This window comes from Pedobacter sp. Leaf194 (genome assembly GCF_001423945.1).
Taxonomy (GTDB): Bacteria; Bacteroidota; Bacteroidia; order Sphingobacteriales; family Sphingobacteriaceae; genus Pedobacter.
The window spans coordinates 149,031-162,371 of record NZ_LMPU01000012.1; the positions used below are offsets into that span (position 1 = coordinate 149,031).

12 protein-coding genes are annotated in these 13,341 nt (G+C 39.4%); 5 read left to right on the forward strand and 7 right to left on the reverse strand.

Going from position 1 to position 13,341, the window contains the following annotated elements; translation table 11 throughout:
* The first annotated feature begins 156 nt into the window (after positions 1 to 156).
* Both ASG14_RS17635 and ASG14_RS17640 read left to right on the forward strand, forming a co-directional pair.
* A complete protein-coding gene (locus ASG14_RS17635) occupies positions 157 to 717 on the forward strand; it encodes a Crp/Fnr family transcriptional regulator (protein ID WP_369817234.1) in 561 nt (186 codons plus the stop codon).
* 71 nt (positions 718 to 788) lie between these two features.
* Positions 789 to 1,502: an SDR family oxidoreductase gene (locus tag ASG14_RS17640; protein WP_056872397.1), complete on the forward strand. Its 714-nt coding sequence runs from the start codon at positions 789 to 791 to the stop codon at positions 1,500 to 1,502.
* 81 nt (positions 1,503 to 1,583) lie between these two features.
* Here the strand turns inward: ASG14_RS17640 and ASG14_RS17645 are convergent, their stop codons facing one another.
* Positions 1,584 to 3,008, reverse strand: a complete 1,425-nt coding sequence (locus tag ASG14_RS17645; protein ID WP_056872398.1) for a glycoside hydrolase family 125 protein — start codon at positions 3,006 to 3,008, stop codon at positions 1,584 to 1,586.
* Between the two features lie 458 nt (positions 3,009 to 3,466).
* Here ASG14_RS17645 and ASG14_RS17650 point away from each other — a divergent pair, with 458 nt between their 5' ends.
* The gene (locus ASG14_RS17650; protein ID WP_056872399.1) at positions 3,467 to 4,456 is read left to right on the forward strand and encodes an SH3 domain-containing protein; all 990 of its coding nucleotides are present in this window, start codon (positions 3,467 to 3,469) and stop codon (positions 4,454 to 4,456) included.
* A 13-nt stretch (positions 4,457 to 4,469) separates the two neighbouring features.
* Here the strand turns inward: ASG14_RS17650 and ASG14_RS17655 are convergent, their stop codons facing one another.
* From ASG14_RS17655 to ASG14_RS20450, 3 genes are read right to left on the reverse strand one after another with little or no spacing between them, the layout of a single operon-like run.
* Positions 4,470 to 5,207, reverse strand: a complete 738-nt coding sequence (locus ASG14_RS17655; protein WP_056872400.1) for an ATP-binding protein — start codon at positions 5,205 to 5,207, stop codon at positions 4,470 to 4,472.
* A gap of 11 nt (positions 5,208 to 5,218) precedes the next feature.
* On the reverse strand, positions 5,219 to 6,181 hold the full coding sequence (locus tag ASG14_RS17660; RefSeq protein ID WP_200940367.1) for a phage tail sheath C-terminal domain-containing protein: 963 nt from the start codon (positions 6,179 to 6,181) through the stop codon (positions 5,219 to 5,221).
* Positions 6,178 to 6,648: a hypothetical protein gene (locus tag ASG14_RS20450; RefSeq protein ID WP_056872402.1), complete on the reverse strand. Its 471-nt coding sequence runs from the start codon at positions 6,646 to 6,648 to the stop codon at positions 6,178 to 6,180. The genes ASG14_RS17660 and ASG14_RS20450 overlap by 4 nt, the downstream gene beginning before the upstream one ends.
* Before the next feature lie 289 nt (positions 6,649 to 6,937).
* On the opposite strand from ASG14_RS20450, the gene ASG14_RS17670 reads away from it, so the two are divergent.
* Positions 6,938 to 8,125 carry a DUF1624 domain-containing protein gene (locus ASG14_RS17670; protein ID WP_056872403.1) on the forward strand — a complete coding sequence of 396 codons (1,188 nt, stop codon included), beginning with the start codon at positions 6,938 to 6,940 and terminating at the stop codon, positions 8,123 to 8,125.
* Positions 8,126 to 8,292: 167 nt separating this feature from the next.
* A complete protein-coding gene (locus tag ASG14_RS17675; RefSeq protein WP_056872404.1) occupies positions 8,293 to 10,470 on the forward strand; it encodes a TonB-dependent receptor domain-containing protein in 2,178 nt (725 codons plus the stop codon).
* Positions 10,471 to 10,475: 5 nt separating this feature from the next.
* On the opposite strand, the gene ASG14_RS17680 is transcribed toward ASG14_RS17675, so the two are convergent.
* Genes ASG14_RS17680 through ASG14_RS17690 form a run of 3 tightly spaced genes read right to left on the reverse strand, consistent with a single transcriptional unit; the run spans position 10,476 to position 13,240 of the window.
* Positions 10,476 to 11,258 (reverse strand): phosphatase PAP2 family protein, encoded by a 783-nt coding sequence (locus tag ASG14_RS17680; protein ID WP_056872454.1) that lies wholly within the window; start codon positions 11,256 to 11,258, stop codon positions 10,476 to 10,478.
* Between the two features lie 51 nt (positions 11,259 to 11,309).
* Positions 11,310 to 12,566 (reverse strand): sensor histidine kinase KdpD, encoded by a 1,257-nt coding sequence (locus tag ASG14_RS17685; RefSeq protein ID WP_056872405.1) that lies wholly within the window; start codon positions 12,564 to 12,566, stop codon positions 11,310 to 11,312.
* Positions 12,563 to 13,240: a response regulator transcription factor gene (locus ASG14_RS17690; protein ID WP_056872406.1), complete on the reverse strand. Its 678-nt coding sequence runs from the start codon at positions 13,238 to 13,240 to the stop codon at positions 12,563 to 12,565. The genes ASG14_RS17685 and ASG14_RS17690 overlap by 4 nt, the downstream gene beginning before the upstream one ends.
* Positions 13,241 to 13,341 lie beyond the last annotated feature (101 nt).

Consider the following 13,341-nt stretch of genomic DNA (forward strand, 5'->3'; position numbering starts at 1 on the left):
GGTAATTCAAATATATAAAATTATAATAATGAGTATAAAAAGTAGCATTAACGTTACGCTAAATCGATTTATTTAAAACTGAAAATAATATTTAAGTTTTTGCCAATTGACAAATAATAACTGGAAACCGACTGCTATATTTAACCGATGGAAGAAATGATTGATTACATTTTGCGTTTCGGTGCAATTACCAAACAACAGATAGCGCTTGCAAAATCGAAAGCAGAAACGATACACCTTAAAAAAGGAGAATATTTTTCTGAAGCCAACAAGAATGCCAAGCAAGTTGGCTTTATTGTAGAAGGTGTAATCCGGGTTTGTTACTACGGCAAAAACGGTGAAGAGTACACAAGATGTTTCGTGCGTGAGGAACGATTTGTAGTTGATTCGGTGAGCTTTTTTAACGATACGCCATCGTCAGAATATGTTGAGGCGGTAACCGATTGTACGTTGCTGGTTTTTAGTAAGCGGTCCTTTGCCGAGCTTTCAGTTGCTATCAGCAATTGGAACGATATTTTTACCAGAATTCTTACCGACGCATTAATGAAAAAAGTTCAGGACAGCAATACAATGCTTAACCAGGATGCCACTACAAGGTATTTAAAGTTTCTGGAGCTGTTTCCGAATATGGCCAACCGGGTTCCACTTTCTATGCTCGCCTCGTACTTAGGCATTACACAATCTTCGCTGAGCAGGATAAGAAAAAACATCAGCTGATATTGTTTTTGCCATTTGGCAAATCTTTTCCGCTTTTTATACATCAACTTTGTTGTACAAAAAATGATATTATGAAAAAGAAAGTTTTAATAACAGGTGGCAATAAAGGAATTGGTTTTGAAACTGCGAAGCAACTTTTAGCGAAGAATTATTTCGTCTACATTGGCTGTCGCGATAAGGAAAAGGCTTCAGAAGCACTTAGCCAATTAAAAGCGCTTGGCTTTAATGACGTTGAAGCGATAGCCCTTGATGTAACCAGCGAGGAATCTATTAAACATGCTGCTGCACAAATTGACTCCCTTGATGTATTGATTAATAACGCGGGCATTCCGGGTTCCTATCCGCAAAAAGCATCAGAAACTTCTCAGGAGAACTTAAGGAACGTGTTCGATACGAACTTCTTTGGGTTGATACAAACAACTCAGGCTTTTATTCCACTGCTTAAGCAATCGGAAACGCCCCGAATTGTGAACGTATCAAGCGATTTGGGTTCTTTAGGTTACCACAGCAACCCTGAATGGGAACATTACGATGTTAAATTGCTGGCTTACTGTTCATCTAAAACGGCACTAAATGCATTTACGGTTATGTTGGCCTACGAGTTTAAGGATACAAATTTCAAAATTAACAGTGTAAATCCAGGTTACACCAGAACAGAATTTAACAATAACCAAGGCCCAAAGCCAGTTGAGGAAGCAGGCGAATTGATTGTTAAATATGCCATACTGGATGATAACGGGCCAACCGGCAAATTTTTCAGCGAAGGCGGTGAGTCGCCATGGTAAAATTATAAGCGCCCGAATTTCGGGCGCTTACAGTATTTGCAAAAAAAAGACCCGTTCCGAAAACCGAAACGAGCCTAACAATTAAACTTTTAATAAAGCAGGTTTTTCATGGTAAGTTCGCCAAAGCAACTCGCCAAATAAGGTATTAGACCAGGCAAACCACGACCTCGTAAATTTTGCAGGGTCATTTTTATTAAACGATTCATGCATGAAACCCGTTCCTGCGTGGGTTTTTCTTAAGGTTTCAATACACATTTTAATTTCGTTATCATCTTTAGAAGTTAAGGCTCTCATCGTGATACTCATCGGCCAAATCATATCCTGTCCGGCGTGTGGCCCGCCAATTCCTTCTGCTGCAGAACCTTTAAAAAAGTATGGATTATCAAGCGACAAAGCAAACTTTCGGGTGTTCTGATAAATAGGATCATCTAACTTTACAGCGCCCAGGTAAGGCAATGCTAACAAACTCGGCACATTTGAATCGTCCATCAGGTAAGTGCTTCCGAAACCATCTACCTCAAAGGCATAAATTTTCCCATATTTTGGATGGTTTACAATGGCGTGTTTTTGAATAGCTGCATGCACTTCATCAGCCAGATTTAACAGGCTATTTACCAAAGCGGTATCTGGCTGAAGCGCTTTTACCATGTCTGCAGCTTGCTTTAAACTTGTAACAGCAAAGAAATTCGAAGGAATCAGGAATGGAAATATCGTAGCGTCATCACTGGGGCGGAAGGCCGAACAGATTAAACCCACCGGATTTACCGGAAAACCATAACCAGCCATTGGCAAACTATCAGTTGGCTGGGTAGTTTCTCTCTGAAAATGGTAAGCGCCTTTCGAAGTTTTGCGTTGCTGATCTTTAAAAGTTTTCAGCGTAGCCTCGATTCCCTTTTTCCAATTGGAATCGAAAGGCGTTTTATCGCCGGTTTTTTTCCAGTAATGATAAGCCAAACGAATTGGATAACATAAAGAATCTATTTCCCATTTACGCTCATGTACTCCCGGTTGCATGGCGGTTTTATCCGTTTTCCACTCACCTACTTTATTTGCATCACCATAAAAAGCATTTGCATAAGGATCTTTTAAAACACACTTAGTTTGATGGATGATTACGCCGGCAATGAGCTTTTTTAAAGGTGCGTCATCATTTACAAACTGTAGATATGGCCAAACCTGTGCAGAGCTGTCTCTCAGCCACATTGCATCAATGTCGCCGGTAATAACATAGGTATCCGGGCGACCGTTTTTTTCTGAATGATAAACAGTTGTGTCCAGCGTATTTGGGAAACAATTTTCAAACAGCCAGCTCAATTCAGGGTTTTTAACATTCGCCTGGAAAGTCTTAATCGCATCATCAACAGCTTTGCTTTTGAAGTGCCTTTTTCCTTCTGCCACTCTTACTACAGGAAATTCTGCAATTAAATCTGCTGCAAAAGAAAATTTCGATGCTAGCACACCGGCTCCTAAAAGGCTTGTGTTCTGTATAAAAGTTCTCCTTTTCATAATTAATTTGTGTGTTATCTTAGTTTAGGTTATTGGGCTTAGCAAACAATACTAATCTCAACTTAAGTTACAGTCGATTCCAGAATTATTCGGTTAGAACAAAACAAATATATATTAAAAATTAATTAAGTTCAAAATACAAAACATCAATTTAACTACTGCTAAATCGTTTTTCCTAAACCGTAGTTATTTCACAGAGTTATCAAAAGATACCATCCGGTTGAAAAATAAATGTTTTATGGCCGGGCAAGTTTGAATGGCTGTGCAATTGCAGTTTGAAGGCCAAAAGTTAATGGCAGAGACTGTACACCCGACACTTTTACGAAAAGTAAACAACTGATTTTAAAAATGTTATGTCAAGCTGTTGCTTTTTTATATATTTAATTAATAATAAAGTTCGCCCGTTTTTTATTATCAATTTTCTAACGTCTAATGTTTTTTTAACTAAATAACCTCTTATGACAACCAAATTCGGTTTTACCAAAATGGACATCGATGAATTTGAAACATGGATTTCAAATTTGAGGGTGGCCCGTACCATTCTTTACATTCAGGAACACCATACCTGGAGCCCAAGTTATGTTCAGTGCAAGGCGAACAATCAATTTGAGATACAACAGGGCATGAAAACTTATCATGTAAGCACACATGGCTGGATGGATATTGGTCAGCATTTCAGCACGTTCCCCGACGGGAGTATTTTGACCGGCAGGAGCCTTGAAAGTACACCCGCCTGTATTGTGGGTTTTAACTCGAATGCGATTTGTATAGAAAATGTGGGTAATTTTGATAAGGGTAAGGACGTAATGACACCGGCCCATCGCGACACAATTATTAGAATGGCAGCTGCCCTTTGCAAAAAATTCAGCATCAATGTAAGTAGCGATAAAATTATCTACCACCATTGGTTTAATTTGAGCACCGGCGCCCGGAACAACGGCTCGGGGAATAACAAAACATGCCCGGGAACGGATTTTTTTGGTGGTAATAAAGTTGCAGATTGCGAAAGTAATTTTTTGCCCCTTGTTAAAGCTAAAGTTGTTGGCAAAATAAATCCTGCCGCACAAAACACTGTTATTAAGTATGTTACTGTTATCAGTGATACGCTAAATATCCGTGAAGATGCAAATGCGCAAAGCAAAAAAGTAAGCGGCAGAGCGCCGGTTATTTTAGGCTCGGTGCTACGGGTGTTTCAGGAAAAAAATGGCTGGTATAAAATATCAGGCTCTCAGCAGCAATGGATAAACGCTGCCTATACAAAAGAGGTGAAACGGGCAACCGTAAATGCAGATACTTTGAATGTTCGCAGCGGACCTGCAAATATTTTCCCAAAGGTAGCTGCGTTCGCAAACGGGCAGGAAGTTTTCGTAATTGACGAGGAAAATGGCTGGTGCAAAATCAGCGCAGAAAATAAATGGGTCAAAAAAGAGTTCCTCGATATGGCATAGCTCCTAAACAAAATTATTTCCGTTTTTGTATTTCTGTTTTAGTCAGGTTTGATAATCTTGAATTTGTAACCGACTTTGGTGCTTCCAGGATGATTTTCCTTGCAATATTATGTATTTCTCCGCCCGTTATTTCATAATCGTTTGCAATTTCTTCAAGATTTATCTGCACATGAGCGTTAACCATGGTGCTTAAGTTTTTTCGCCATAATTGAAAGCGTTGTTGCTTGTCTGGCATAGGAAACTCTATTTTAAACCTTAAACGGCGCAGGAAAGAGTCGTCGAGTGTTGATTTTGAATTGGTTGAAAAGATAGCAAAGCAATTGCATGCTTCTAGCTCGTTAAGAAATTTGGCCGTTTCTATATTTGCGTATTTGTCATGACTATCTTTAACACTGGTTCTCTTACTAAAAAGCGCTTCCGCCTCATCAAACAATAAAATTACGTTTGCCTCCCTCCCTTTACTTAGAATTTTGGACAAGTTTGCTTCCACTTCATTTTTATGTGCTGATAAAACAGATGCCAAATCTACACGCCAAAGATTTTTGTTGTTACGCTTTGCTAGAAGCGATGCCGTTAAAGTTTTTCCCGTACCGGAAGGTCCGTAAAAAAGCAAGAGCGAAGGCTGAGATTTTTGCTTCAAGGCTGAATTTACCGTCTCAATTTCTGATAATGTGCGTTCTGGTAAAACCAAATCCGAAAAATTTAATTCAGTTTCGGTTTTTTTTAAGATGAAGTTTTTTTTGTTTTCCATGTAGCACTTAATTAAGACGAAGCCATTTTAATTTGAAGCCGGGAAATTATAAATTCGGCCGGCCGAACGGCCGCAATCCCTATTTCTAAAATAAGTCTGCCTTCCAAAACATCCAAGGAAGTCATTGTAGAATTTAAGCCCACACCAACGTAAAAAGCCTGTTCGGGTTTGGCGCCCTGCATTGCCCCTTGGCGCCACAACTCAGTGAGAAAATGTTCACACATCGCTTTTATCTTTATCCAGGTACCAGCATCGTTAGGTTCAAAAACAAACTGTTGAGCAGCTTTCAGGATACTTTCTTCAACAAAAATGAAAAATCGTCTTATTTGCAGATAACGCGATTCATTATCGTTTCCTGCCAAAGTTCTGGAGCCCCAAACGAGAGTTCCTTTTCCGGTAAATTCCCGTATTGGGTTAATGGATTTTCCTTCAGCCGAATCAACGTTTAAGTAAGCGGCTTCAGCTGATAATAAGGCAACTGTAGGCTTTATGACACACCAAAATTTATTGCCTGCAAGCGTTTTCCAAACACCACTATTTTTATCAGTACTCGCAATAACTCCCGCAACGGCCGCTGATGGCGGAACATCAATGGTTATTTTTGTTAGTTCAGTTTTTATGCGATTGTAAAGCTCCATATTTAGCGCCTTAACCTCGAGCAGAGTTTTGCCGTTCGGCACCCCCGAACGCTGCTTTCCCACATCCGATATAATTACTTTAGCTTCATCGACAAAGTAGTTTAGCGTTGTACTAAGCCATGGGTAATAAACAGCACCATATTTTAAGTTTACATTTTCAAATTCTTTTCTAATGGCTGAAGCATCTTGCTGCAGATTGCCAGTGAAAACCCAGGGGTCAAAAATAGCAATCCTGTCTTTCAATGCCGCACATAAAGCCAATGTTGCATTGTAAAGGTTCGAATAGCCCGATGTAAATTCGGTACTTGCCGCATGCCTGTCGGTAAAAATGATCATGGTTGGCTCATCGATTTTTGAAAGTGCTTCCAAGCGAGCGCACCATCTGCATCATCAAAAGTTTTGGAAAAATCTCCTGTCGATAAAATATAACATGGCCCACCGCTATTGGCATAAAACATCTGTATTGAATAAAACATGTAAAAACCACTAAATTTTTTTGGATTAGCAGCAACGGTTACCTGTTGCATAAGGTTATGAGGTGTAATTTGATTAACCTTAATGTCGAATACTTTGTCTTCAGAATAGGCGCCACCGAAATGTTGCTGAAAACCCGCAAAAGAGTCAACTCTTAGGGCTTTCAACGCATTGACAGGCGAAGGCGTTATTGAAGTTTTCAAATCATCTTTAACAAATTCTGTGTGACCAATAAATATAGGAACTGCAGTTTCTACCCGAGCAACTGATGGTGGAAATTTATGTAATTCCTCTATGTAAACGCCTGGCGTTTTGTATATTTTAGACATATTTTAAGGGACAACTAACTGAAATTCAAAACAATAATTAAATATAATAATAATTTACAGTTATCAGTATTCTAACCCGTTGATGATGTGTGCTTTAAAAGAAAGGCCGTTTTAAAATATAAACTTTGCAATAATCTTAATTTTTGTATCTTTAAAAATACGTTTAAGAATTGCTGATCCGAAGTGCAAAAGATGGATAACTTAACCAATCCTGCGCCCCTTGCTGCAGCCTAACAAAATCATTTCTTTACCCCAAAACTGCGGTTCGAAAACAATCATCCAAATAAAAATGAATGCCGAGCAAAAACTTTTAAACAGGCGAATTGCGTCTATCGATATCCTGCGTGGTTTAGTAATGGTGGTTATGGCCTTAGATCATACCCGCGACTTTTTTCACATCGGCGCTATGACGGGAGACCCACTTAATCCTGACACCACTACAGGCATTTTATTTTTTACCCGCTGGATTACCCATTTTTGTGCGCCAACATTCGTTTTTTTATCAGGGTTGTCTGCCTATCTTTCCGCACAACGCAAAACGCCTGCCGCGGCTAGTATTTTCTTATTGAAAAGAGGATTATGGTTAGTTTTTGTTGAAGTTGTGCTTATAACCTTTGGCTTAACATTTAATCCGTTTTATAATTTTATTATCTTACAGGTTATCTGGGGAATTGGTTTCAGCATGATTTTACTGGCGCTGTTTAGCAGAATATCGTACAAATTAGTCTTGATAACCGGCATACTGCTTGTAGTCGGGCACGATGCTTTCAGCTTCTTGCCAGCACCAAAAGATGAGGTTTCTGGCACTTTATTGAAGATTTTTTTCACGGCTTCAGGAACTGTTCTCCCGTTAGGAAATAATCACTTTGTAGGTGTGTTTTATGCCATTCTACCTTGGACAGGTATTATGTTTCTGGGTTATGCTGCCGGAAAGTGGTTTTTAAAGGATTACAGTCCGCTGCAACGGCGAAGAAATCTTGTAAATTTTGGCGCACTCGCCCTAATTACATTTGTTGCGTTACGTTTACTAAGCCTTTATGGCGACCCGGCACCAAGAAAAGAGTATCATGATGCTTTTAAAAACCTGCTTTCTTTTTTCAATGTAAGTAAATATCCGCCGTCATTAGAGTACACCTGTATTACGCTGGGCGCCGCGATGCTTTTCTTGGCGATCACGGAAAGAGTGACCAATAAATTAAGCAAGGTCTTATCCGTTTACGGAAATGTCCCATTTTTCTATTACGTACTACATTTCTATCTGCTGCACATCATTTTGATTTTGCTGTTCTTTCTCGAAGGAAATACGAAAAAACAGATTCCACAACTTCCCTTTTATTTTAGACCAGTAAACTTTGGATATGAACTCTGGATGGTTTATTGCATCTGGCTTTTGGTGGTCGCTTCTCTTTATTATCCCTGTAAATGGTTTAAAAATTATAAATCGAATCACAAAAAATGGTGGCTTAGTTATGTTTAAAAAAGCCACTCAATGCGGGGAGAAATAATAGCGGGCTGAGGTGTTTGTGCGAATAGGTAATAAATCTTTAACATTTGTGATTTGGCGTTCGGTGTTTATGGGGTTTGTCTGGATCTAACTTCAGATTTTAAACAGATTTTCACATTTAATTTGTGAAAACCGCTTAAATGAGATTCTGCCTGCCACTATTTGTTCTGCTTTTACTTTACCAAAATTCTTTTGCTCAAAACAACATTAAAGTTGTTGTGAAAGATGCTTTCCAAAAGACTGTTCCAAACGTTACCGTTCTGCGCAAATCAAATCCTTCCGAGCAACTCAAAACAGATAAAAACGGCTTTGCAGCATTTCGGGATTTGAAAACGGGATACGATACACTGCAATTTAAGCACATTGGATTTCAAACCCGGACGCTGGCGATTTCAATCCCGGATACAGTTGTTCATGAAATTATACTAGCCGTTCAGGAAGATTCTTTAAGCGAGGTTACCATTGTTGCCTCCACAAGAAATAACGAAAGGATTGAACAAGCAACAACGAAGGTAGAAGTCCTCGGCCTTGAAGAAATGAATGAGGAAAGTATGGTAAAACCGGGTAACGTGGCGAGCATTTTAGGCGATATCAGCGGTGTTCAGGTGCAGCAGTCTTCTGCGGTTTCAGGCAATTCAAATGTAAGAATTCAGGGGCTGGATGGCAAATACACTCAAATTCTTCGCGATGGAATGCCACTTTTTGACGGGTTTTCCGGTGGCTTTGGCGTGTTGTCAATAGCGCCTCTCGATTTGAAACAGCTCGAACTGATTAAGGGCTCATCGTCGACCTTGTACGGAGGTGGCGCAATAGGCGGGATAATTAATTTCATTTCCAAAAAACCAGCCTTTGAACCTGATGCGTCAATTGTTGTGAATGCCTCTACATTACAGGAGAAAAATTTAAACCTTTATTTTGCAACGCGAGGCTTGTATACTGGTTTTACTTTTTTCGGAGGTGAAACCGTTCAGCATGAAGTTGATGTTGATCACGATGGCTTGAGCGATGTGCCACGTCTGAGCAGTACAATACTGCATCCTGTATTGTTCTTTTATCCTTCAGAAAACAGTAGCATTTCATTGGGCTGGGCCGGCAGTTTCGAAAAGCGTACTGGCGGAGATATGCTTGCTATCGATGAAAAGGCAATAAGCCCTAATCAATACGTTGAGCGCAACAACCTTAGCCGAAATACTTTTACGCTTTTAGCAGATTCAAAGCTCAACAGGCTTCTCAGCGCCTCTGTTAAAGCAACTTTCTCAAATTTCGACCGCAAGATTGAAACGAATTCTTATCTATTTGACGGAACACAGCAAAACTACTATGCGGAAGCCTCTTTAATAACTGTATTGAGTAAGCACAGAATAATTGGCGGCTTAAATTTGGTTGGCGACAACTTCAGGCCGTCATCGGCAACACCCGTTAAAGTTGGGCAGGTTAAAAATGATGTTCAGGGTTTATTTGTACAAGATAGCTGGGCAATTTTTTCAAACACCAAAGTTGAAGCAGGTTTAAGGGTAGATCATAGCAATTACCATATTTTTGTACTACCAAGGCTTGCCATGTTTTACAACTTGAATGAGAAACTGGGAATTCGGGGAGGTTTTGGCTCCGGGTATAAGTCTCCAAATCCGTTAGCCCCACAAATTAAAGATTACGACATTAACAAAATTAGTCCACTTAACCAAGGTGCCCCTACCGAACGCTCTTTGGGTGGTAATTTAGAAGTGAATTATAAGTACGCATGGGATGAAAACAGCATTTTCATAAATCAGGCTTTTTTTCGCACAAGCGTTAAAAATCCATTTATTGGTTTTGAAGATACCAATGGTGATTTGAATTTCTTTTCTGCAACTAAGCCAATTGTTACCCAGGGTTTTGATAGTTATGTTCAAATGAAGTTTCGCGATTGGGAAATTTATTTTGGTTATACCTTTACGGATGCCAGAAGAACTTATTTAAGCGATAACCGATTTGTAGCGCTAACACCAAAAAACCGTGCCGCAAGCACGATAGTTTATGAAATTGAAGACGCCTGGCGCTTAGGTATTGAAGCATCTTACAATGGAAAACAATTCAGAGACGATGAAGCGCAAACACAGGATTATATTTTTATGGCCGCGATGCTTGAGCGTAAGTTTGGACCGAAGTTTAGCCTCGTTTTAAATGCTGAAAACATTTTTGATAAGCGCCAAAGCAGATACGAGAAAATATTTACAGGCACAATTCAAAACCCAGCTTACAAAGCCTTGTGGGCGCCCCTGGATGGCCGGGTAATTAACCTGGCGGTACGCTATTCGCCTTTCGCGAAACCAAAATAAGGGAATCAGAATTGACCATAAAGCAATAACCCATTGGCACCGTTTTGATGAAATGGCGCTAAAGTGAAGTTTCGGTTTTTCTTCTTTGAGATTAAGTTACGAACATATGGATAAAGGAAGTAAGAAATTTTGGTAGATGCGATGCCAAAGCCGGCGCCTGCAACAACATCACTAAACCAATGCTTATTGTTATACATTCTGAGCGTACCAGTAGCTGTTGCCACAAAGTAACCGGCATATCCATACCATGGCGAAACGTCTTTGTACTCCTGCTTTAAAAATTCAGCAGCAGCAAAAGCAGAAGCCGTATGGCCCGATGGAAAAGAATTATAAGCAGATCCATTTGGGCGTAGGCGATGTTCGGCCTGCTTTACAAAGTGTGTTGATAAGCCCATAATGGCTGCCGAGGTCGCATACAAAAATGTTGCATCGGCTAGATTATGTTTGCCTTTAATGCCTGCTAAATTTAATCCATAAACTGCCAGCGCCGGTGCAAACTGCACGTAATCATCTACATGGGCAGCAAATAACGGATGGTCTTCCTGCAATTCATCTTTTGTACTAACATCTAACTGCCTCAATGCGCCATTATTATGCACTGCAGCGAAACCATATCCGATTAGAACGGCCGGAATAATTATCGGCGCAATCTTAAAAACCGGCGCTTTTACAGATTGATCTACCAATCGCTGTTGATTTAAAAATTCGGTAGAATCCTGTTTTTGTTGAGCAAACGAAGTTGTGGTAAACAGCGTTGAAAAGAAAAATATTATTGTGGTTTTGCGCATTACTTTTTCTTCGAAGATAATGGCCAATTATGAAGCAAAACTGTAGATACTTCAGTTTTTGAAGACGATTGTAAAACAATGATTGCCTTCTAAAAAAGAGTAGCTGACACTAAAATTGTATAGCGCACAAATTTGCTTGATTATTGCCAAACCCAGCCCCATACCTTCTGAGGCAGCAGATTTGAAAAATCTATCGAAGTGTTGTTCTGTAAGTGCAAACTCTTTTCCTGGATTAATTATTTCGAGGATGCCCGCACGAAGGTTTATGGTAATGAAACCATTTGTCCGGTTGTATTTTATTGCGTTAGCCAGTAAATTATTTAGTAGAATTTCTGCCAGATAACGACTCATTTCCACTTCGCAAGATTGTAAATCAACGTTAACTTTTAAATTCGATTCATTAAAAATTTCCTGGAATTGTCTGCATTTTTCATCAACGAGTTCACTAATGTCGACCCGTTGAAGGTCTGAAATTAATTTATTTTCGATTTTCGTTAAAAGTAACAGCGATTGGTTCAGCTTTGTAAGTCGGTTAATTGCGATATAGATATCATTTAATAACAGACCCTGCTGCTCGCTAATTGGGCCGGCTTGCAACAAACTATCAAGTTTAGAGTTAATAACGGCCAATGGCGTCATCATCTCATGCGAAGCATTATCGGTAAAACTTCTGAGTTCTTTATAATCCTGCCGAACACTCGAAGCCATTTGAACTGCCGCAATGTTCAGTTCCTGAAATTCGTCTACCTTGGTTGCATTCAATTCAATCTCACTCATTTTGATAAGATTGAAAGCTTTCATTTGTTGTAAAATAAAGTAGAAGGGCTGCCAAAGCCGGTTTAAGAAAAACCTGTTTATTAAAATTAAGCTAGCCAACAGCAGGCAAGTTACGCCGAGCGTAATCAGTAAAATTATCCGAACCAAATCGTCGGCTTCTAGCCTGGATTTTGTAATCGTGACCTCATATAATTTATCGCCCTGCAAAATTGTGGTAACCAAACTCCTCCCTGGTTCTGCTTCATTTTCCTTTGCATTAAAAAAAGTTGTGTTCCTGAAAAATCTGCTTCCATTTGCATTTTTATCCAATTGTTTATATTGAACCTGCTGATCAAGAAAACTTGCCGGCAGTGGCAGTTTGCGATAAGTAGACACATACTGTTTTATCTCATTTTCTTCAACTGCAAGGTCTCTATCCAGTTTCTCCGTAAAAATGAAATGGATAACCACATAATAAATAACGCCGGTAATTAAAAGAATAATAATCGCTGTGATGATGTTAACCCGGTTGTATCTGTCTGCTAATTTCATACAGTTGCAAATTTATATCCAATTCCATAAACCGACTGCAGATAATCATTGGCGCCAGCCTCGATAAACTTTTTGCGGAGATTTTTGATGTGTGTGTATATGAAATCGAAATCGTCTGAAATATCAATATCATCACCCCAGAGGTGTTCGGCGATTGCACTTTTGGTTACTACCTTGCCCTTATTGGATAAAAAATAGATAAGCAAGTCGTATTCTTTTTTCGTCAAAGTGAGCAGGTTTCCATTTACAGATGTTTCCATATTTGAAAGGTCGACAGTGATTTCGTTGAACGTTATGACGTTACTACCATCGAACTTTTTGCGGCGAACAATTGCGCTGACCCTTGCTTTTAATTCGGATAAGTGAAAAGGCTTAACCAGGTAATCATCAGCGCCTAAATCCAGTCCGGCGAGCTTATCGTCCAAAGAATGCCTTGCTGATATGATTAAAACGCCATCGTTTTTCTTTAATTTCTTAAGTTCCTTGAGCACGTTTAATCCTTCCCCATCAGGCAAACCTAAATCCAGCAGGATACAATCGTAGTCGTAAAGATTTATTTTTTCATACGCAGAAGAATACGTCGACGCCGTTTCACAAATATTGCCAACTTCCGAAAAGTAACTCAAAATACTCTCAAGCAAGGGCAATTCATCTTCAACTATCAGGATTTTCATCTAATCTAAAGTAAAAATTAACCACGATATTAAGGCGAAAATCTGTAGTAAAACTGAAGCCGTTTTTAGCAGCGTTTTTACAAATAAAAAAGCCTCCCAGG

Coding starts and splice junctions, on each gene's coding strand:
- ASG14_RS17635 (WP_369817234.1), top strand. CDS start 157: ATGATTGATTACATTTTGCGTTTCGGTGCAATTACCAAACAACAGATA.
- ASG14_RS17650 (WP_056872399.1), top strand. CDS start 3,467: ATGACAACCAAATTCGGTTTTACCAAAATGGACATCGATGAATTTGAA.
- ASG14_RS17655 (WP_056872400.1), bottom strand. CDS start 5,207: ATGGAAAACAAAAAAAACTTCATCTTAAAAAAAACCGAAACTGAATTA.
- ASG14_RS17680 (WP_056872454.1), bottom strand. CDS start 11,258: ATGCGCAAAACCACAATAATATTTTTCTTTTCAACGCTGTTTACCACA.
- ASG14_RS17670 (WP_056872403.1), top strand. CDS start 6,938: ATGAATGCCGAGCAAAAACTTTTAAACAGGCGAATTGCGTCTATCGAT.
- ASG14_RS17685 (WP_056872405.1), bottom strand. CDS start 12,566: ATGAAATTAGCAGACAGATACAACCGGGTTAACATCATCACAGCGATT.
- ASG14_RS17675 (WP_056872404.1), top strand. CDS start 8,293: ATGAGATTCTGCCTGCCACTATTTGTTCTGCTTTTACTTTACCAAAAT.
- ASG14_RS17690 (WP_056872406.1), bottom strand. CDS start 13,240: ATGAAAATCCTGATAGTTGAAGATGAATTGCCCTTGCTTGAGAGTATT.
- ASG14_RS17660 (WP_200940367.1), bottom strand. CDS start 6,181: ATGATCATTTTTACCGACAGGCATGCGGCAAGTACCGAATTTACATCG.
- ASG14_RS17645 (WP_056872398.1), bottom strand. CDS start 3,008: ATGAAAAGGAGAACTTTTATACAGAACACAAGCCTTTTAGGAGCCGGT.
- ASG14_RS17640 (WP_056872397.1), top strand. CDS start 789: ATGAAAAAGAAAGTTTTAATAACAGGTGGCAATAAAGGAATTGGTTTT.
- ASG14_RS20450 (WP_056872402.1), bottom strand. CDS start 6,648: ATGTCTAAAATATACAAAACGCCAGGCGTTTACATAGAGGAATTACAT.